The organism is Sinomonas sp. RB5 (genome assembly GCF_054063535.1).
Window position 1 is genome coordinate 62,232 of the sequence record NZ_JBSSGJ010000002.1, and the last position, 19,526, is coordinate 81,757.

Consider the following 19,526-nt stretch of genomic DNA (forward strand, 5'->3'; position numbering starts at 1 on the left):
GCGCCGGACGAGGGGCCTCCGCGCCGTCAGCGCAGCACGATGTCGACCGGGTTCGCCTGCGAGACCGGTCCCCCGGGCACCGCCGGGCCCTCGATGAGCCCGGACCGGTTGGTCCGCTTGTCCCGGAGGATCTCCGTCACGGACCCGAGGTAGCGCGAGAGGTCGATCACGTTCTCCGGGGCGGCGAGCAGCAGCTGGAAGCCGAACTCGTGCAGCGCCGCGATGCCCTGGCCGGCGAACTCCTCGGACGCGAGCACGAACGCCTCGTCCATCATGACGGTCCCGTAGCCGGTGAAGCCGTGCTCGGCGATGCCCAGCTGGTAGCTCAGGGCTGCGGCCATGATGAACGCGGTGAAGCGCTGCCGCTCGCCGCCGGACATCGAGCCGGTGTCCGCGTGCACGAACACCTCGTCCCGCGCCGCGCCCGCGGGGTCCCGGGACACGCGGTGCTCCTTGCAGGAGATGAACACGTGGGCGCGCGTGTCGAGCACCTCGGCCCGCCACCGCCGGTCCTCGGGCGTCTGGGAGGCGAGCCGCTTCACGAGCGCCTCGAGCGTCTTGTAGCGGACGGTGAGCTGGTCCTCGCCGGCGCCGCCCCCGGCGGTGCCGCTCCCGGCGGCGGAGGGGCCGGCGTCGTGCGCCGCTGCGGCGGACGACGGCGCGTGGCGCGCCCTGAGCGCGGAGACGATCGCATCCTTGAACTGCTTTGCGGACGCCGGGACCGTCTGGCGGATGTCCAGCTCGAGGTACGAGCCGTCGTGGAAGTCCACGCCGGCGAGGATCGAGTTCAGCGGCAGGATGCGGGCCGCGATGCCCCGGCGCTCCTCGTCGAGCAGGTGCAGCAGGGTCGAGAACGACTCGTGGGTGCGCTGGGCGAAGAACTCCCGGAACTGCGCCTCCTGCGCGGGCAGGCCCTCCGAGACGATCTGGCGGTAGCGGGCCTCGAACGCGGGCGCGGCGCCGATGGAGACGCCGTGGTCCGCCGCGACGACGGGGCCCCAGTCGCGCTGGAACTGCTCGAAGATGCGGGTGAGGCGCTCGGCGGCGCCCTGCGCGCGGCTCTCCGCCGCGTGGACGCGGGCGGCGAGCCGGCCGTGGACCTCGGCGGCGATCCGCTCGAGGTCGTGCTGGTCCTCGGCCTGGCCGAACTCGTCGAAGAGCGGGCCGAGCGTTCCGGTCGCCGCGGCCGACGGCGGGGCGTCGGCGAGGCGGGCGCGCGCGGCCTCGAGGAGGCGGTCGGCGGTGACGAGCTGGGAGTCGAGCTGGCGGTACTCGCTCTGGAGCACGGCCGCGGCCTCGGTGGAGGCCTGGTGCTCGGCGCGGGCCGCCTCGACCTTGGCGCGCAGCGGCTCGAGGTCGCCCTGGGCCGCGAGCGCGTCCTCGAGGCGGGTGCCGATGCGGCGCAGCTCGTCCTCGGCCGCCGCGGAGGAGACCTCCTCCCACGCCCGCTCGTCCCGGGCCACGCGCCGCAGCGCCTCGAGGCGGCGGGAGAGGCCCTGGTGGGAGTCCTCGCTGGCCTGGGCGGCCTCGGCCGCGGCGGCGAGGGAGGCCTCGAGCTCGAGGACCCGGGCGGCGAGGAGCTCGACCTTGGCCGCGTTGTCGAAGCCGAGGACGAAGTCCGCGCGCGCGGCGAAGCGGTCGTCCTTCTCCACGGTGCCGCGGCCGCGCTTGACCACGCCGCCGAGGCTCAGGCCGCGCTCCACGCCCGCGAGCTCGTCCGGGTCCTCGACGCACGTGTAGACGAAGTCCACCGCGATGCGCTCGCGGAGGTAGTGGCCGGCGGGGCCGGGGGCCACCTCGAGCTTCGCGAGCAGGTCCCGCTCCCCCACCGAATCGAGGGCGAGCTCCGCGCCGGGGACGCGGCTGGAGAGGTCGACGGCGCGCAGCGCCCCGCGCACCGGGTTCGCGTCGAGCCACCGGGTCACCGCGGCGAAGTGCTGCCCCGGGACGAGCAGGGTCGTGGCCAGCGAGCGCAGGGCACGCTCGGCAGCCGGGCGCCACCGCTCCTGGTCCTCGGCGAGGTCGATCAGCTCGCCGCCGAACGGCATCTCGTCCTCGTCGAGACCGAGCGCCGCGGCGATCGCCGCACGGTTCTCGACCGCGTGCTGGGGCAGGAGGCTCTTGCTCTGAGCGAGGGCCGCGAGCTCGGAGCGTGCCTCGGCGAGCTCGCGCTTCGCGGTCCCGTGGGCCTCGAACGCGTCGAAGCGGGCCTCCCGCAGCGCCGCGGTGTCCCCCTCGAGCCCGGCGAGGGCCTCGGCGGCCTGGCGGTGCGCGGCCTCCCAGCCCTCCGCCGAGAACGCGAGGTCGAGGCCGGCGTCGTGCATCCCCGCCTTCGCGGCGGCCTCGACCTCACGGCGCAGGCGCAGCGCCACGGTCGCGTTGTCGCGGGCCTGCTCGAGCGCGGAGATCTGGTTGCCGCCGGCGCTGTTGTACTCGGCCTCGAGGGAGCGCAGCTCGGCGGCCAGGGCGTCGCGGCGGTGGCGCTCGGCGGAGAGCTCCTTCGCCTTGGCCTGGGCACGCTCGCGGATGCCGGCGATGAGCCGCTCCTGGACGGCGACCGCGTGGGACTGGCGGACGGCGTCGAAGGGCTCGTCGGCGAGCTCGCGCAGGCGCGCGGCCTCGGCCAGGGCCGCCTCGTACTCCTGGTTCAGGGCGGGGATGGGGGCGAGCTGGTCGCGCTGGAGCCGGATGTCCTCGAGCCGGGCCCGGATGGACATGAGGTTGCTGAACTCCTCGACCACCTCGTCGGCGGCCGCGAGCGTGGCGGGCGGGTCGAGGACCTGGTCCCGGAAGAAGCTGTTGACGCTGCCCCCGAGGCCCTTGCCCGCCTGGATGACGCGCAGGAGCGGGAGCGCCTGGTCGCTCGAGATGCCCAGGAGCCGGCGGAAGCGCTCGGCGAAGTTCTTGTGGACGTCGAAGACCTGCGCCTCGGGGAAGACGGCCTCGAGTCCGCTGCGGGTGAAGCGCCTGCCGGGGGTCTGCCCGATGATCCCCTCGACCGCGGCCACATCGAGCGGCACCGAGTCGATGAGGTAGAAGCGGCCCAGGCTGGACTCCGTGCCGTTCTTGGGCAGGTCGAACAGCGCCGTGAGCGTGTAGGCGGTGCCCGCGGCGTTGTCGAAGGTGAGGGCGACGGCGCTCCAGGTGGCCCCCGGGCGCTGGAACGCGCTCGCGCGGCCCTCCCCCACGGCCACGTCGCCGACCTTGCCGCGCATGTAGGTGTAGGTAGTGCGGCGGTCCTCGCTGTGCCCCGCGCGGGCCGCGGCGGCCTCATTGGAGCGCGGGCGCGCGTCGAACACGCGGGCGATCGCGTCGAACAGCGTCGACTTGCCCACGCCCGAGTTGCCCGTGAGCATGGTGCCCGCCCGGTCCACGTGCATCGTGTGGGCGCCGTGGAAGGTGCCCCAGTTGACCACCTGCACGAGGCTGAGCCGGTACTGGCCGGGGTTGACGGCCGTGCCGAGGGGGAGCATGGTCGCGACGCTCACAGGAGCCCCTCCGTCTCGTCCGATCCGCTGAGGCCACCCGGCGGGACCGCGACGTCATCCCCTGGGACCGCGGCGTCAGGGTCTGGGTCGTCGTCGAGAGGGTCGGCCCCGTCGGGGCGGTCCCGGCCCCCGGGCTCGCCCGCTCCCTCCCCGCCCACGGCGAGGTCCACGCCCAGGGCGCCCTGGCCGGCGTCGTCCGCCGGACCGCCGTCCCGCGAGGGCCCCGCCGCGGCGACGGCCTCGAGGTGCCGGGTGACGTCGCCGATGTTCTCGAACGGCAGGGCGAGCGGCAGGGCGTTGGAGATGAGGTACACGTCCTCGAGCGGGGTGGGGATGAGGAGGCGGCGGGCCTGGAGCTTGGCGACCGCACGGTTGACGGTGTCCGCATCGCGGAGCGCGTCCTGCTCCTCGGCGGGCTGGTAGTGGGCCACGACGTCGGCGAGCTCCTCGAGCGTGACCGTCGGCTCGGTCTGGGCCGTGGCATGCCGGTCGAGGAGCAGCCGGAGCCGCAGCAGCAGGATGGTCTCGACGCGGCTGAGCACGCGCTGCTGCCGCAGGACCGTGGCGCGCGACGCCGTGCCCAGCAGCTCGGGGTCCACCGGCCGCAGCACGGCGATCGTGCGCTCGTGGTCGATCTGGAGGCGGAGGAACAGCTCGGACAGCCGCGAGCGCAGCACGTCCTCATGGTCCAGGAGCGTGGTCCAGGCCTTCTCGTCGCGGCCGCCGTCGAGGTACGGACCCTTCAGGAGGCGGACCAGGACGTGGCGGACCCGCAGCGGGAGGACGCCCGTGTCGCCGTCGTACAGGGCGGTTCCCGGCACGAATGGCTCCTCCGGCATGACCTCGGCGTCCTCCGCGGTGACCTCGGCGTCCCGCGGCGTGACCTCGGCGGCTGTCTCCATCAGTTCTCCTCCCCGGAGGGCCCCGAGGCCTCCACGGTCACTTCCGCCTGTGGGACGAAGGCCATGCGCCGCGTCCCGTCGACCTGTTCGAACTCCAGCGGCGCCCAGGCGTCCCGGCCGAAGCCCACCCCCCGGTTGAGCAGATGGGCGAGGAGCGCGCGGATCGAGTTGATGTGCTGCTCCTCGGCGGGCAGCTGGGACCAGATGTCGCCCAGCTGCGCCCGGCCTCCCCCGGCCTCGAGGGCCACGTCCACCGCCTCGCGCAGGGCTGCGGCCCGCGCCTTGGCGGTGCGGGCGGACCGGACGCGGTCCTCCCGGCCGAAGGAGATGGGATCCGCGAGCCGGGGCGGGGGCGCGAGCTCGTCCGGGTCGAAGAGCTTGACCATGGACAGGGACTCGAACTCGGCGCCGAACAGCTCGGGGGCGGGCGCGAACCCCGACTCCTCGCGGAGGTACGGAAGCTGGCGGACCGCCTGCTCCGCGCGGCGGATCGCGTCGCGCAGGCGGACGGACTGGCGGTAGTCGTCGCTCTGGACGTAGGTGTTCAGGCTCTCCGAGAGCTTGCCGTAGATGCGCTGGATCTGGGCATTGGCCTCGCGCAGCTCCGCGACGAGGTGGCGCAGGGTCTCGCGCTCCTCGTGGCCGAGCCCGTCCGCGAAGTCGCGCGAGAGCACCTCGGAGATCGCCGCCCGGAAGCGCATCTGCTGCTCTGGGTCGTCCAGGAACGCCGTGAACGAGCGGAAGGTGCGGCCCTCGCTGGAGGCGCGCAGGCGCCGGTCCGCCTCGAGGACCTGGGCCATCGTGGCGCCCTTGGTCAGCGACTCCTCGATGATCTGGTTGCGCAGCTGGCCCACCGAGTCCTCGATGCGGTCCCGCATGCGCTTGAAGTCGGCCGGGACGCCGGCGGCAAGGTCGAGGATGTTCTCGGCGGCCTCCAAGGCCGTCTCGTCGTCGAGGCTTCCGGTCTGCTCCCCGGCGCGCATGGCCCGCACGAGCTCGAGCCGCTCCTCGATCTCGGCCTCGAGGGCCTCGATCCTCGCGGTCGTGTCCGGGTTGGTCTCGCGGGCGAGCCTCTCCACGTCGCCGAGGAGCGTGCCGAGGCGCGAACCGGTCAGCGTCGACCGTTCGGAGGAGAGCGAGTCGAGGAACGCGAGCACGCGGGCCGCGGCCTCGGTGAGCTCGTACACGATCCGTCCGCCGTGCGAGCGGCGGGCGAGGAAGCGGCGGCGGGTCCAGTCGTCGGCCACGGAGCGGCCGGTCGCCGCGCCGGCGGTGGGGGCAGCCCCCGACGCGGCATCGTGCGCCCGGAGGTCCTCGAGGAAGGCGTCGAGCTCCTCGTGGAACTGCTCGAGCTCCACCTGCGGGCGGTTGCGCGAGAACGCGGTCTGCAGCGCCGCGATGGTCCACGGGGCCGAGCGGGTGAGGGCCCAGGCGGGCCCCCGGTGGAGCGACTCGAGCTCGGCGAGGCGAACCAGCATGGCGGACGACGGCGCTCCCGCCGGTGCGGGTCCCTCGCCGCGCGCCGGGGTACCCGCGGGCGGTGAGGCCTGCAGCGGTCGCGGAGAGGGTTCTGGCACGGCTGACCACTCTACCGGCCCTCCACCGGGCACCGCAGGAACCCGCCCGGCCGTTCCCCCGTTGGAACACGAGAGAGACTGCTCAGGCTGGGGATACAGAACTGTCGGTGGCCCGGGACATAATGGGCCTTGGCTGGTCTGGGGGGGAACCGCTCCTAGGTCGCGCAGCCCGCTGATTGCCGCCCGGCACCCCGGGCCTGAACGAGGAGCTCTGCGCCCCACGTGTTTCTGAAGACGTTCGGTTGGTCCTTCGGCGTGAGCGCTGTGGCGCTTGTCGTGGCCTTCCTCTACGGGGGGCCGCAGGCCCTCTTCCTCGCGCTCGTCCTCGGCATCCTCGAGGTGAGCCTGAGCTTCGACAACGCGGTGGTCAATGCCCGGATCCTCGAGCGCATGAACCCCTTCTGGCAGCGGATGTTCCTCACCGTCGGCGTCATCATCGCCGTGTTCGGCATGCGGGTGCTGTTCCCGCTGCTCATCGTCGGAGTCACGGCCAAGCTCAACCCGGTCGAGGCGGTCCAGCTCGCCCTCGCCAAGGGTCCGATCGACGAGCCGGGCACCTACGCCTACATCCTCCACCAGGCCCACCCGCAGATCGCGGCCTTCGGCGGCATCTTCCTGCTCATGATCTTCCTCGACTTCATGTTCGAGGACCGCGAGCTCAAGTGGCTGCACTGGTTCGAGGCGCCGCTGGCGAAGATCGGCAGGATGAACGGGGCCTCGCTCGTGGTGGGGCTCTTCGCCCTAGGCCTCATCGGCCAGCTCTCCGGCCCCGATCTGCAGGGCAGCGTCCTCATGGCCGGGATCTTCGGCATGGTGACCTACTTCCTCGTCCAGGGCCTCGGCGACCTCTTCGACACCGGCGAGGAGGAGGACGACGCCGAGGCGCCCGAGCCGGCGTCGGCGGCGAGGACGCGTCCCACCACGGCGGTCCAGGTGGCCGGCAGGGCAGCGTTCATGCTCTTCCTCTACCTCGAGGTCATCGACGCGTCGTTCTCGTTCGACGGCGTCATCGGCGCGTTCGCCATCACCTCGGACCCGATCATCATCGCCCTCGGCCTCGGCCTGATCGGTGCGATGTTCGTCCGCTCGCTCACGGTCTACCTCGTCCGCCAGGGCACCCTCGACGAATTCGAGTACCTCGACCACGGCGCCCACTGGGCCATCGGCGCCCTCGCCGTCATCCTCCTGATCACGATCCGGACCGAGGTCAGCGAGGTCATCACCGGCCTCATCGGCGTGGTCTTCATCGGGGCCGCCTTCCTGGGCTCCCTCCTGCGCAACCGGCGCAAGGCCCTCGAGCCCGAGCACGCCAGAACCGCCTGAGACACCGACCGCACCCTGTAGAGACGACGTAAGGAGCACACCGTGGGACTGAGCTTGCAGAAGGGGCAGGGCCTCTCGCTGACCAAGAAGGACGGGTCCGGCATGACGCAGGTCCGGCTCGGGCTGGGATGGGACGCCGTGGAGCAGCCCCGCAAGGGACTGTTCGGGAGCCTCTTCGGCGGCGGCGCGGCCGAGATCGACCTCGACGCCTCGGCCATCCTCTACAACGCCGGCCGCCAGCCGCTCGACACGGTCTTCTTCAACCAGCTCACGAGCAAGGACGGCTCCATCCGCCACACCGGGGACAACCTCACCGGTGCCGGCGAGGGCGACGACGAGACCATCATGGTCAACCTGCCCACCGTCAACGCCGCGGTCGAGCACATCGTCTTCGTCATCACCAGCTACTCCCAGCAGACCTTCAACGAAGTGCAGAACGCCTTCTGCCGGGTCGTGGACGACTCCGCCGCCGGAAGCCCCGAGGTGGCCCGCTACACCCTCACCGAGCAGGGGCCCACCACCGGCATGATCATGGCCAAGCTCTCCCGCGAGGGTGCAGGCTGGAAGTTCACGGCGATCGGGCAGCCGGCCAACGGCCGCACGGTGGGCGATCTCGTGGGCCCGTCCGCCGCCGTCCTGTAGACCACCGAACAACAGCACAGCACAAGGAGCACCGTGGCAAGCCTCACCCTCAGCAAGGGCAGCAACCTCTCCCTGACCAAGGCCGACCCCGGCCTCACCCGCGCCATGGTGGGGCTCGGCTGGGACCCGCGCACCACAGCCGGGGAGATGTTCGACCTCGACGCGAGCGCCCTGCTCGTCTCGGCGCGCGGCAAGGTCCGCAGCAACGACGACTTCATCTTCTACAACCAGCTCGAGGCCAAGGACGGCTCGGTGGTCCACCAGGGCGACAACCGCACCGGCGAGGGCGAGGGCGACGACGAGCAGATCCTCATCGACCTGACCAAGGTGGCCGCCGACGTGGACAAGGTGGTCATCGTCGTCTCGATCGACCAGGCCGAGGCGCGGCGCCAGAACTTCGGCATGGTCCGCGGCGCGTTCTGCCGGGTGGTCAACGACGTCACCGGGCAGGAGGTGGTCCGCTACGACCTCACCGAGGACGCCGCGAGCGAGACCTGCATGATCTTCGCCGAGATCTACCGGCACGGTGGCGAATGGAAGTTCCGAGCGGTCGGCCAGGGCTACGCGAGCGGGTTGGCCGGCCTGGCGACCGACTTCGGCGTCGTCCTCGACTGACACCGCAACCACGACGGAAGAAGGAGCACTCCACATGGCGGGACTGACCCTGAGCAAGGGCGGCAACCTCTCCCTGACCAAGACCGACCCCGGCCTCACCAAGGCCATCGTGGGGCTCGGCTGGGATCCGCGCACGACGACGGGCGACGCCTTCGACCTCGACGCGTCGGCGCTGCTCGTGGGAGCCAACGGGAAGGTCCGCTCCGACGCGGACTTCATCTTCTACAACCAGAAGCAGACCCCGGACGGGTCGGTGACCCATCTGGGCGACAACCGGACCGGCGAGGGCGAGGGCGACGACGAGCAGATCCAGGTCGAGCTGACCAAGGTGGCGGCCGACGTCGAGCGCATCGTCGTGGTGGTGAGCATCGACCAGGCCGAGAGCCGCCGGCAGAACTTCGGCATGGTCCGCTCGGCCTACTGCCGAATCGTCAACGAGGGCACGAACGCCGAGGTGGTCCGCTACGACCTCTCCGAGGACGCCGCGAGCGAGACCTGCATGATCTTCGCCGAGCTCTACCGCAACGCCAGCGAATGGAAGTTCAAGGCTGTCGGCCAGGGCTACGCGAGCGGCCTCGCCGGCGTCGCCACCGACTTCGGCGTGAACCTCGGCTGACGCAGCCCTCCCACCACTGTCCCAAGGAGCACCGCGATGTCCATCTCCCTGACCCCGCCGGACCCCACCGAGTCCGAGAACGCGCTCGTGCTGCAGGCGCCCGAGCCCGCCCCCGTCATCCAGGAGGAGCAGGCGCCGGGCATGGTCCCCGTCCCGGCCGAGCGCCAGAACGAGATTGCCACCCAGGCGAAGGCCTATGTGGCCGAGATCGCCGCGATGGACTCGCGCAGCCCGGAGTTCCAGCAGAAGGTCGAGGGCCTCAACCGGTTCGCCGGTCGGGAGATGGTCGCGTCCTCGGACGCCTCGAGCCGGATGCTCGAGCGCTCCAGCACCTCCCTCGCGAGCGCCAAGAAGTCGAACAACAGCGCGCAGATGTACGTCGCGTCCACGCTCGGCGAGCTGCGCACCACGGTCGAGGACCTCACTCCGAACCAGGAGCTGAGCACGGGCCGGAAGATCCTCGGCTTCGTGCCGGGCGGGAACAGGCTCGCCCGGTACTTCCAGCGCTACGAGTCCGCCCAGACCCAGCTGGACAAGATCATCAAGTCGCTCATGGCCGGCCAGGACGCGCTCATGAAGGACAACGCCTCGCTCGCCCAGGAGAAGACGAACCTCTGGGAGACGATGAAGCAGCTCTCCGAGTACGCGGTCTTCGCCCAGGAGCTGGACCGGGCCACGGTCGAGAAGATCGAGGAGGTCCGGCGCAACGGGCAGGCCGAGCATGCGCAGCAGCTGGAGTCGGACGTGCTCTTCCCGGTGCGCCAGCGCCGGCAGGACATCCTCACCCAGCTCGCGGTCTCGGTGCAGGGCTACCTCGCGATCGACATGATCCGGAAGAACAACACCGAGCTCATCAAGGGCGTGGACCGCGCCCGGACCACGACGATCAGCGCCCTCCGCACCGCCGTGATCGTGGCGCAGGCGCTCGCCAACCAGAAGCTCGTGCTCGACCAGATCGACGCGATCAACACCACGACCAACAACATGATCCTGCGCACCTCCGAGATGCTGAAGGACCAGACCGCCCGCATCCACCAGCAGGCCTCGTCCTCCGGCGTCTCGGTCCAGACGCTCGAGAAGGCGTTCGCGAACATCTACCAGACGATGGACGCGATCGACACCTTCCGCGCGCAGGCGGCCAAGAGCATGGAGAGCACCGTGCAGGCGCTCGAGACGGGCCTCGAGAAGTCGCGGCCGTACATCGAGCGCGTGCGCCGGCAGGAAGGCAACGCGGACTAGACCTGGTCGTCGGCCTCGTCGTCGAAGCCGTCGTCGAATTCCTCCTCGCCCGCGGCCTCCTCCTCGTAGTCCACGACCGCGTCGTAGACCGCGTCGAGGGCCGCCACCGGGACGTTGACCATGCCGTCCGAGGTGTCGAGGAGGCCAAGGGACTCGAGCTCGCGGATCTCGCGCACCAGGGCCTCGGAGAGGCTCTGCAGCTGCTGGGCGGCGCCGGGGCCGAGCTCCTCCTCGTCCTCCTCGGCCTCGCCGTCCTCGGCGAGGCCGGCGCCGAGAGAGGCCACGTCCTCGAGGGGGAACGGCTGCTGGTGGACGGCGGCGGTGAGGATCGTGGTGAGCACGGCGGCGGTCTCGCCGTCGGGGGTCCCGGGCGTGCCGTCCGTGCACGCGGCGACCACGATCTCGGTGCCGAGGAACTGGGCCTCGAGCCGCCCGAGGCCGTCGCCGCCGCCCAGGTCCGCGGCGCCCTCGCCGGGGCGCGCCACGCCGCCGGCGGTGTCGATGAGCTCGGCGTTGACCATGGCCTCCCAGAGCCTGGCGGCGCGCTCCTCGGAGCCGACCAGCTCGGCGGCGGACGCCAGCGCCTCCGCCGGGAGGGTGGCATCCTCGGTGACCTCGCGCTCCGTGCCGAGCCACTCGAGCAGTGCCCGGGCGTGCCGCACGAACGGCGCCCCGGAGGCGAAGGCGGCGGCCTCCTCCTCGCTGGCCTGGGGCAGGGCCGCCCGGGGTCCCTCGTCGACGATCCCGCCGAGCGCCTCGGCCTGCGCGTCGAGCACCTCGGCGACGGCCTCGAGCTCCTCGGCCGTGCCCTCCCAGCGCGCGGACTCCTCGAGGAAGGTGAGCCAGTCGATCAGGGTGCCGATGACGTACCGCTGGTCGTCGACCGACTGGTCCTCGTTCTCCGCCGCGGCCGCGACGTCCTCGAGGAACGGCGGGAGGAAGCCGGCCACATGGTCGGGGTCGAGCCGGAGGGAGGGCGTGCCCTTGGCGAGGCTCGAGACGATCATGAGGAACATCTTCACGACGGTGAGCTGGCCGGCCGCGAAGCCCGCGAGGTCGGCCTCCTCCCGCGAGGCCCACGCGACGTACTCGGGGGTGAGGCGGTCGATCATGAGGTCGATGCTGCGGCGCCGGCGCTCGTAGTCGCTCCTCGAGGTCGTGGTGCGCGGGCGGGTGTTCTTCGGCTTGCGCGTGCGGCTCTTCGGCATGAGAAGAGCGTACGCTGCCCGCGCACGACGGCGGGTCCCCGGCCACCGATCCCCGAGCCTGATCACAGCCCGAGCCGCTAAGGTGAATCCATGGTCGGGAAGTTCTTCGGATCGCTGTTCGGTGGGGCCGGGCGCGAGCCCGAGCATGGCCTCGACGAGCAGCTGCCCCTCACCCAGGCCCAGGAGCTCGAGCAGACGCGCGAGGCCCTCGGGGCGCTGCGCAGCGCGATCCGCCGCGCGGGCGCCGTGCTGCCCACCCTCGCGTCCTCCCGGGTCCGGCAGACCGATGATCTCCTGGCCGGGCTCATCGACTACATCGCCGAGCACGGCGCCTCCACCGAGCAGCGGGTCCTGCTCAACGCGATCGTCACCGACTACCTGCCCACGTCGCTGCGGGTGTACCGCGCCCTGCCGCCGTCGACGCACACGGACTCGAGCCCCGAGTCGGAGAAGCTGCTCGAGCAGCTCGACATCCTGCACTCCACCGCCCTGGATCTGGACAACCAGGTCCGCACCGGAGCCCTCGCCGAGCTGAGCGTCCACGGGCGCTTCCTGCAGGACAAGTTCGACGTCGGGGGCATCCGCCTCACCGCTCCGCAACCCCGAGAAGGAGACGCACTCTGATGGCCACGATGGTCGCAGGCAGCAATGCCGCGCTGACGGCGGAGAACCCCGGGCTCGGCGGGGTGATGGTGGCGATGGGCTGGCAGATCGTGCCCAGCAACGGCCCGCAGTCCGAGCTCACGTCGCTCGCGATCGTCTGCGGCGAGGACGGGCGTGCCCTCTCCCCCGAGCACCTCGTCTTCTTCAACCAGCTCACGACGGCGGGCGGCGGCGTCCGCTTCACCGGCGGCGAGGAGGGGGCCCCCGGGGCGACGCACGACCAGGAGCAGATCGACGTCGAGTTCGGCCTCATCCCGGCCGAGGTCGCCAAGATCGCGTTCCTGGCCTACGTGGACCCCGAGGTGCGCGGCCCCGGGACCTTCGGCGCCGTGCGCAGTGCCTACATCCGGGTCGCCCGGCCCGACGGCTCGGAGCTCCTGCGCTTCGACGTCCCGGAGCTGCACGGGGACCGGATCAAGGCCATGATGTTCGGCGAGCTCTACCGGCACCGCGACGACTGGAAGTTCCGGGCCCTCGGCCAGGGCTACGAGAACGGCCTCGCCGGCGTCTCGCGCGACTTCGGGCTCGACCTCTGATGAAGGGCCTGGCGGGCTCGGACGTGCCGTTCATGACCCGGCGGGTCAAGGCGCCGGTCCCGGCGCCTGCGCCGTCACCGGCTGAGCGACCGGCGCCCGCGCGCCGGGACCCCCTCGACCTCGGGGAGCCCACGGTCCCGGCGCCGCCGCCCGGCCGCGCGCCCTCCACCGGCCTCGACCTCGCCCCGGCGGCCGGGCGCGCAGCTGCCGAGCGCCCAGTACCCGGGCTGGCAGTATCCGGGCGCGCGGTATCCGGGCTCCCGGCAGGTGCGCACGGCCAGAGGCCGGCCCCCGCCACGCCCGAGTCGCGACTGTACCCGGCCCCCGCGTTCGGCAGGCTCCACCAGCTCGCGGAGGGCAACGCCGTCGTGCGCCTGAATCCCCGGCAGTCCGGGATCGGGTCCCTCTTCGTCACGGGCGCGCGCGGCACGGCGTGGGAGGGCGAGGACCGCACCACCGGGGCGCAGAGCGTGCACCGGGAGCAGATTGGCACCCCCATCCCGACCCCGGGGAACCGGCCACTGGTCGGCTTCGTTAATCGGGACGCCGTCGTGGTGCTGCGCCATGTGCGCAGGCTCCGCCGGGCCCTGTTCATCGGGGCCGGGGGAACCATGACGGTCCAGACCTTCGACGGCTCGGCCATCGCGGTCCAGGGCACTCTGGGCCCTGGACAGCGCACGGTGCTGACCGCGACCCGGATCGGCGCGCTCCTCGAGCTGCGCGCCGAATCGGTCCCCGAGGACTGGGACGACGGGGAGATCTGGCGCGAGTTCGCGTTCACGATGACCGTGGGACTGGGAGGCCTGCGGCGCTAGCCAGGCCCGTCCGCGCACCCGGCCGGCCCGACCACCGGCCCCGCCGCGCCCGGGGACGGACACGCACCGTTCTTGCACGCACCGACACCTGGGGGACCCCGTGCTGCACTACTCGTACCTCACCGCGAGCACCCGCGAGCGGCTCTTCGCCCGCCGGCCCCGCGAGCTCGGCCCCGACAGCGGCGCGGAGGCCCTCGCCGTCGGCCTCGGCGCCACGCTCTACACGCCCGGCACCCGGCCGGGCCTCGCCGAGGGAATCCTGCGCCGCGCCCGCTCCGGCTGCACGAGCACCGTGCTGTGCCTCGAGGACGCCGTTCCCGACTCGGCCGTGGAGAGCGCCGAGGACAACGTGGCCGGGGCCCTCGTTGAGCTCGCCGCACTCGACGCGCCGGCCCGGGCGCGGACGCTGCCGCTGCTGTTCGTGCGGCCCCGCTCGCCCGAACAGCTGCTCGCCCTCGGCCGGCGGCTCGGGGACGCGGCGTGCGTCCTCACGGGCTTCGTGCTGCCCAAGTTCGAGAACGCCTCGGGCCGCGCGGAGCGTTTCCTCGAAGCCCTCGAGCAGCTCAACGCCGAGCTCTCGCTGCAGGCGCCCCTGCGGGCCATGCCCATCATCGAGCATCCCGTGACCACGCACCGCGAGAGCCGGCCGGAGGCCCTGATCGCGGTCCGCGACCTGCTCGAGGCCCACCGTGAGCTCATCCTGTCGGTGCGGATCGGGGCGACGGACATCGCCTCCGCCTACGGGCTGCGCCGCTCGCGCGACCTGACCATCTACCACGTGGCCGTGGTCGCGGAGGTGATCGCCGACGTCGTGGGCATCCTCGGCCGGGCCGACGGCGGGTGGGTCATCTCGGGCCCCGTCTGGGAGCACTACACCAACACCGAGCGGATCCTGCGGCCGCTCCTGCGCGCGACCCCCTTCGACGCGGCCAACTCGGGCGTCCTGCGCGAGCAGCTCCTCGGCGCGAACCTCGACGGGCTCCTGCGGGAGATCGAGCTCGACCTCGCCAACGGCCTGCTCGGCAAGACCGTGATCCACCCCTCCCACGTCCCGCTCGTGCACGCGCTCCACGTCGTGGCGCACGACGAGTACCTCGATGCCGTGGACATCATGGCCGCCGAGGGCGGCGGGGCGGTGGCGTCCCGCTCGGGCGTGCGGATGAACGAGGCCAAGCCCCACCGGGCCTGGGCGCGCCGCACCCTCCTGCGCGCCGACGCATTCGGCGTCGCCCGCCCGGACGTGACCTTCGTGGACCTGCTGGAAGCGAGCATGAAATGACGGACACCGCCGAGGTCACCCCCCTGGACCGCGACGTCACCCCGCCGGAGCGCGAGTGGCCCGGGACCGTGGTCCGCGACCGGCTCGGGATCACCCTGACGACCGCGCCCGCCAGCCTCCTGCCCGTCGACGCGCTCGTGGGCCTCGCGGTGCGGCGCAATCCTAAGCGCGCCCAGCTGCTCGTCTCGCGCGTCCTGGCCAAGCACGTGCCCACTCCGCCGGCGGTCGCGCTCGGCGCCGCGCGGCTCCTCGGCGCGGCCGTGGCCCGCGAGCTGGGGCTCGGCCCCGCCGGCGGCGCCGCCCCCGGCCCCCCGCTGGAGGAGGCCGCCCGGGCGCTCCTGGCCCGCCTTGCCGGGGACGCGCCGTCGGGCGCGCAGCCCCTCCCCCTGCCGGCGCGGCCCGCCGGCAGCGAGCAGATCGTGACCCTCGGCTACGCCGAGACAGCCACCGGCCTGGGGCACGCCGTCGCCGAGCACCTCGGCTCGTACTACCTCCACTCCACCCGGCTGAGCACCCCCGTGCGTCCCTTCGGCGGCTTCGAGGAGGAGCACTCGCACGCGACCGGGCACACCCTCGTGCCCAGCGACCCCACCCGGCTCGCCCGCGCCGCCACGGTGGTGCTGGTCGACGACGAGCTCTCCACCGGCCGCACGGTCCTCAACACGGTGCGGGAGCTGCACGCCGCGTGGCGCCCGCAGACAACGCACGACGCCGGCCCCTCCGGCGCGGCGCCGCCCCGCCGGCGGTACGTGGTCGCCACCCTGGTCGACCTCCGCGGCGCCGAGGACCGCGCCGAGTTCGAGCGGCTCGCCGGGGAGCTCGGATGCGGGCTGACGGTCGTGGCGCTCGGGGAGGGCTCGGTCTCGCTGCCTGCCGACGTCCTCGCCAGGGCCGCGCACTGGCTGGCCGAGTCCCCCGGCCCCGACCTCGCGCGCCCACGGGCTGACCTCACGCGCCCACAGGGGCACCTCGCGCACCCATGGGGTCACCTCGGCGCGGTGCGGAGCGCCCGGTTCGGCGTCGACACGGCGGGCCCGCACGGGGTCCGGCTCGCCGACCTGGCCGCCCCCGCCGCGCGCGCCGCGGCCGCCGCCCTTGCCGGGAAGGGGCTCCCGCGGACGGCCCGGGTCCTGGTCCTCGGCGCGGAGGAGCACCTCGCGCTGCCCCTCGCCGTCGCCGACGCCCTCACCGCCGACTTCCCGGGCACCCTCTTCTCCTCGACCACCCGCTCCCCGGTACACGTCCACGACGAGCCGGGCTACGCGGTCCGCTCGACGCTCACGTTCTCCTCCCACGACCACGCCCTCGACGGCGCCCCGGGCACCGGCCGCCGCCACGCGTACAACGTCGTGACCGCCGGCGAGCGCTTCGACGCGATCGTCTACGTGCCCGAGCCCGGCACGGCGCCCGAGGACCTCTCCGTCGCGGGCCTGCCCGGCACCGGGGCCCACGGCGAGCCCAGCGTCACCGAGGCCCTCGCGCGGGCGGCGGGCACCGTCGTCGTGCTCCACCTCGGGGCCGAGCCGCCGTACCCGGAGCCGCTGCGCGGCGGCACGCACCCAGGGGCGTTCGGCTCGTACCCGCCCGAGGACGTCGGCTGGCTGCTCAAGGACCTCTCCGGCGCGCGCCTCGAGGCGCCGGCCCACGAGCGCGAGGCCGCGATCCAGTCCGGCCGGGCGAGCTACGCGGAGTCCCTGCCGCAGGAGTACGAGCCGAGCCCCGAGTACCAGGCCCTCTTCCGCGAGGCGCTCGCGGCGTCCGGCGCGCGGATCGCGCAGGCGGTCGCCGACGTCACCGAGCAGGTCCTCGCCCTGCGCGGGCGGGAGCCGGTGCTCGTCTCGCTCGCCCGGGCCGGGACCCCCGTCGGGGTGCTCATGCGCCGGTGGGCCGCGCACGCCCACGGCCTCGACGTGCCGCACTACACGATGAGCATCGTGCGCGGACTCGGGATCGACGCGAACGCGCTGCGCTGGCTGCTCACCCGCCACCGGCCCGAGCAGATCATGTTCGTGGACGGGTGGACGGGCAAGGGCGCGATCACGCGGGAGCTCGCCGCGGCGCTCGAGGACTTCGCCGGCTCGGACGGCGTGCGTCTCTCCCCCGAGCTCGCCGTCCTGGCCGACCCCGGGCGGTGCGTGCGCGTGTTCGGCACGCGGGACGACTTCCTCATCCCCTCCGCGTGCCTGAACTCGACCGTCTCGGGCCTCGTCTCCCGCACGGTGTTCAACCGCGCGCTGATCGGCCCGCACGAGACGCACGGGGCCAAGTTCTACCGCGAGCTCGCGCCGCGGGACGTCTCGAACGAGTTCGTCGATGCGGTGGCGGCGCGCTTCCCCGACATCCGCTCGGGGCTGCCCGGGCCCCCCGCGGAGCCGACGTGGGCGGGGTGGGCCGCCGTGGAGCGCATCGCCGCCGAGCAGGGCCTCGGGCCCCTCCGCAGCGCCGTGAACCTCGTCAAGCCCGGCGTCGGGGAGACCACCCGCGTGCTGCTGCGCCGCGTGCCCTGGAAGGTGCTCGCCCGCCCGGAGCTGCTCGCCACGGACGACGCCGGCCGCCTCCTGTGCGGGGACCTCGCCCACGTGCTGCTGCTCGCCGCCCAGCGGGGGGTGCCGGTGGAGCCGGCGGAGGGGCTGCCGTACAGCTGCGTGGGGCTCATCCACCCGCGCTTCACGCCCGGTGCGACCGGCGCCGACGGGAAGGCGGTGGCCGATGTCTAGGACGGTGGTGGCGTGCGACCTCGACCGCACCCTCATCTACTCCGCCCGCGCCCTCCACCTCGAGGGCCCTGACCGGGACGCGCCCCGGCTCGTGGTGAGCGAGGTCTACGAGAACGCCCCACTGAGCTACATGACCCGGGCGGCCGAGGACCTCCTGCACGAGCTGCTCGGCCGCGCCGTCCTCGTCCCCGTGACCACCAGGACCCAGGCCCAGTTCGCCCGCGTCCAGCTGCCGGCGACCCCCTACGCGATCACCACCAACGGCGGGGTCCTCCTGCACGGCGGGACGCCCGACGGCGCGTGGTCCGCCCGGGTGCGCGGCGCCGTCGCCCGCGGGTCCGCACCCATCGGCGAGGTTCTGGCACGGATGTGCGAGAACGCTCCCCCCTGGGTGGACCGGGTCCGGACGGCCGAGGACCTGTTCGCCTACGCGATCGTGGACCGGGCCGCGCTGCCGGCGGGATGGCTGGCGGACCTCTCCGGCTGGTGCGCCGGGCGCGGCTGGGTCGTCTCGCTCCAGGGCCGCAAGCTCTACTGCGTCCCCTCGGCCGTGACCAAGGAGTCCGCCGTCGCCGAGGTCATGGAGCGCGTCGGGGCGAGCGAGCTCGTCGCGGCCGGGGACTCGCTCCTGGACCGGGGCCTGCTCGAGCTGGCCGACCTCCCGCTGCGCCCCCGGCACGGCGAGCTCGAGGACGCCGGCTACACCCGGCCGGGGCTGCGGGTGACGGAGAGCGCCGGGGTCCTGGCAGGCGAGGAGATTCTCCGGGCGGCGCTGGAGGCGGCCACGGTCCCCTCGGGCCCTCAGGCGGCGGGGGCCGAGGCGTCCTTGGCCCACTCCTCGGCCATGAGGCGGTAGGAGCGCTCGCGCATCGCGGGATCGTGGGCGTAGCCGGTGAGGATGATCTCGTCGATCCCGTACGAGGCCGCGAAGACCCGCAGGAACTCTGCCGCCTTGCCGGGGGTGCCGACGGCGGAGAAGCGCAGCGCCGAGGTGGCCATCTGCTCCTCGTGCGGGGCCCAGTCCATCTCGCGGACCGGCGGACGCAGCGGCCCGCGGGTGCCCCGCCGGATCGCCACGAACATCTGCTGGTGGGTGGTGAAGAGGAACTCCGCCTCCTCGCGGGTGGGGGCAACCATGAGGTTCGCGCCGGCCATGACGTACGGCTCGGAGATCTGCGCGGTCGGGGCAGAGGGGTTGAACATCTGCCGGTACGTCCAGATCGCCTCCGAGAGCTGGAACGGGGCGAAGTGGCTGGCCGCCGCGAACGGCAGGCCGAGCTGGCCCGCAATGGCCGCGCCCGCCGTCGAGCTTCCGAGGACCCACAGCGGGACGTGGGTGCCTCGGGCCACAGCGGCGTGGACTCCTTGGGACAGCTGCACGCTCTCGGCGTCGTCCTCCTGCTCGCCGAAGAACCAGGCGAGGAGCCGGATGTTGGCGGCGAAGGCGCCCTCGCCGTCGTCCCGGGCGCCGCGGCGCAGGAGCGCCGCCGTGCGAGGGTCCGTCCCGGGCGCGCGCCCGAGGCCGAGGTCGATCCGGTCGCCGTACAGGTTCGCGAGCGTGCCGAACGCCTCGGCGACGGCGAGGGGCGCGTGGTTCGGGAGCATGATGCCGCCGGAGCCGACGCGCAGGGTGGACGTGTTCGCGGCCGCGTTGGCGATCAGCAGCGCGGTGGCGCTCGAGGCGAGGGCGTCCGTGTTGTGATGTTCGGCGTACCAGAGCCGCCGGTAGCCGGTCTCCTCTGCGAGGCGTGCGAGCCTGGTCGCGGCAGCCAGCGCGCCGGCCACGTCGGAGCCCTCCACGACGGGAGCGAGGTCAAGGATGGAAAGTGCGGTCACAAGGGCGGCAACCGGCCCGCGGACCGAGATGTTCCCGAGACAAGTGTGAGCCTGATGTCACGTTGGGTAA

16 protein-coding genes are annotated in these 19,526 nt (G+C 73.2%); 11 read left to right on the plus strand and 5 right to left on the minus strand.

Going from position 1 to position 19,526, the window contains the following annotated elements; genetic code table 11:
* Window positions 1-26 precede the first annotated feature (26 nt).
* Genes ACVWWH_RS02935 through ACVWWH_RS02945 form a run of 3 tightly spaced genes read right to left on the minus strand, consistent with a single transcriptional unit; the run spans window position 27 to window position 5,868 of the window.
* Window positions 27-3,488 carry an ATP-binding protein gene (locus ACVWWH_RS02935; RefSeq protein WP_457315564.1) on the minus strand — a complete coding sequence of 1,154 codons (3,462 nt, stop codon included), beginning with the start codon at window positions 3,486-3,488 and terminating at the stop codon, window positions 27-29.
* Entirely contained in the window at window positions 3,485-4,390 is a 906-nt protein-coding gene (locus tag ACVWWH_RS02940) for a DUF4194 domain-containing protein (RefSeq protein WP_457315565.1), read from the minus strand. Before ACVWWH_RS02940 ends, ACVWWH_RS02935 begins: the two co-directional genes overlap by 4 nt.
* Window positions 4,390-5,868, minus strand: coding sequence for a DUF3375 family protein (locus tag ACVWWH_RS02945; RefSeq protein WP_457315566.1), 1,479 nt, complete (start codon window positions 5,866-5,868; stop codon window positions 4,390-4,392). The genes ACVWWH_RS02940 and ACVWWH_RS02945 overlap by 1 nt, the downstream gene beginning before the upstream one ends.
* Window positions 5,869-6,189: 321 nt before the next feature.
* On the opposite strand from ACVWWH_RS02945, the gene ACVWWH_RS02950 reads away from it, so the two are divergent.
* The 5 genes from ACVWWH_RS02950 to ACVWWH_RS02970 are packed head-to-tail and all read left to right on the plus strand — an operon-like array spanning window position 6,190 to window position 10,402.
* On the plus strand, window positions 6,190-7,290 hold the full coding sequence (locus tag ACVWWH_RS02950) for a DUF475 domain-containing protein (protein ID WP_457315567.1): 1,101 nt from the start codon (window positions 6,190-6,192) through the stop codon (window positions 7,288-7,290).
* Between the two features lie 42 nt (window positions 7,291-7,332).
* Window positions 7,333-7,932 carry a TerD family protein gene (locus ACVWWH_RS02955; protein ID WP_066500739.1) on the plus strand — a complete coding sequence of 200 codons (600 nt, stop codon included), beginning with the start codon at window positions 7,333-7,335 and terminating at the stop codon, window positions 7,930-7,932.
* Window positions 7,933-7,965: 33 nt separating this feature from the next.
* Window positions 7,966-8,547, plus strand: coding sequence for a TerD family protein (locus tag ACVWWH_RS02960; protein ID WP_066500740.1), 582 nt, complete (start codon window positions 7,966-7,968; stop codon window positions 8,545-8,547).
* A gap of 34 nt (window positions 8,548-8,581) precedes the next feature.
* Window positions 8,582-9,163, plus strand: a complete 582-nt coding sequence (locus tag ACVWWH_RS02965) for a TerD family protein (protein WP_457315568.1) — start codon at window positions 8,582-8,584, stop codon at window positions 9,161-9,163.
* 36 nt (window positions 9,164-9,199) lie between these two features.
* Window positions 9,200-10,402 (plus strand): toxic anion resistance protein, encoded by a 1,203-nt coding sequence (locus ACVWWH_RS02970; RefSeq protein ID WP_457315569.1) that lies wholly within the window; start codon window positions 9,200-9,202, stop codon window positions 10,400-10,402.
* On the opposite strand, the gene ACVWWH_RS02975 is transcribed toward ACVWWH_RS02970, so the two are convergent.
* The gene (locus ACVWWH_RS02975; RefSeq protein ID WP_457315570.1) at window positions 10,399-11,610 is read right to left on the minus strand and encodes a hypothetical protein; all 1,212 of its coding nucleotides are present in this window, start codon (window positions 11,608-11,610) and stop codon (window positions 10,399-10,401) included. The genes ACVWWH_RS02970 and ACVWWH_RS02975 overlap by 4 nt on opposite strands.
* Before the next feature lie 90 nt (window positions 11,611-11,700).
* On the opposite strand from ACVWWH_RS02975, the gene ACVWWH_RS02980 reads away from it, so the two are divergent.
* From ACVWWH_RS02980 to ACVWWH_RS03005, 6 genes are all read left to right on the plus strand, one after another.
* Window positions 11,701-12,234 (plus strand): hypothetical protein, encoded by a 534-nt coding sequence (locus ACVWWH_RS02980; RefSeq protein ID WP_066500751.1) that lies wholly within the window; start codon window positions 11,701-11,703, stop codon window positions 12,232-12,234.
* Window positions 12,234-12,809, plus strand: a complete 576-nt coding sequence (locus tag ACVWWH_RS02985) for a TerD family protein (RefSeq protein ID WP_457315571.1) — start codon at window positions 12,234-12,236, stop codon at window positions 12,807-12,809. Before ACVWWH_RS02980 ends, ACVWWH_RS02985 begins: the two co-directional genes overlap by 1 nt.
* Window positions 12,809-13,624 (plus strand): hypothetical protein, encoded by an 816-nt coding sequence (locus ACVWWH_RS02990; RefSeq protein WP_457315572.1) that lies wholly within the window; start codon window positions 12,809-12,811, stop codon window positions 13,622-13,624. The genes ACVWWH_RS02985 and ACVWWH_RS02990 overlap by 1 nt, the downstream gene beginning before the upstream one ends.
* 100 nt (window positions 13,625-13,724) lie before the next feature.
* Window positions 13,725-14,903, plus strand: a complete 1,179-nt coding sequence (locus ACVWWH_RS02995; RefSeq protein WP_457315573.1) for an HpcH/HpaI aldolase/citrate lyase family protein — start codon at window positions 13,725-13,727, stop codon at window positions 14,901-14,903.
* Window positions 14,900-17,620 (plus strand): phosphoribosyltransferase domain-containing protein, encoded by a 2,721-nt coding sequence (locus ACVWWH_RS03000; RefSeq protein ID WP_457315574.1) that lies wholly within the window; start codon window positions 14,900-14,902, stop codon window positions 17,618-17,620. The genes ACVWWH_RS02995 and ACVWWH_RS03000 overlap by 4 nt, the downstream gene beginning before the upstream one ends.
* Window positions 17,613-18,476 carry an HAD family hydrolase gene (locus ACVWWH_RS03005; RefSeq protein WP_457315575.1) on the plus strand — a complete coding sequence of 288 codons (864 nt, stop codon included), beginning with the start codon at window positions 17,613-17,615 and terminating at the stop codon, window positions 18,474-18,476. Before ACVWWH_RS03000 ends, ACVWWH_RS03005 begins: the two co-directional genes overlap by 8 nt.
* On the opposite strand, the gene ACVWWH_RS03010 is transcribed toward ACVWWH_RS03005, so the two are convergent.
* The gene (locus tag ACVWWH_RS03010) at window positions 18,422-19,456 is read right to left on the minus strand and encodes an LLM class flavin-dependent oxidoreductase (protein ID WP_457315576.1); all 1,035 of its coding nucleotides are present in this window, start codon (window positions 19,454-19,456) and stop codon (window positions 18,422-18,424) included. The genes ACVWWH_RS03005 and ACVWWH_RS03010 overlap by 55 nt on opposite strands.
* Window positions 19,457-19,526: the final 70 nt, after the last annotated feature.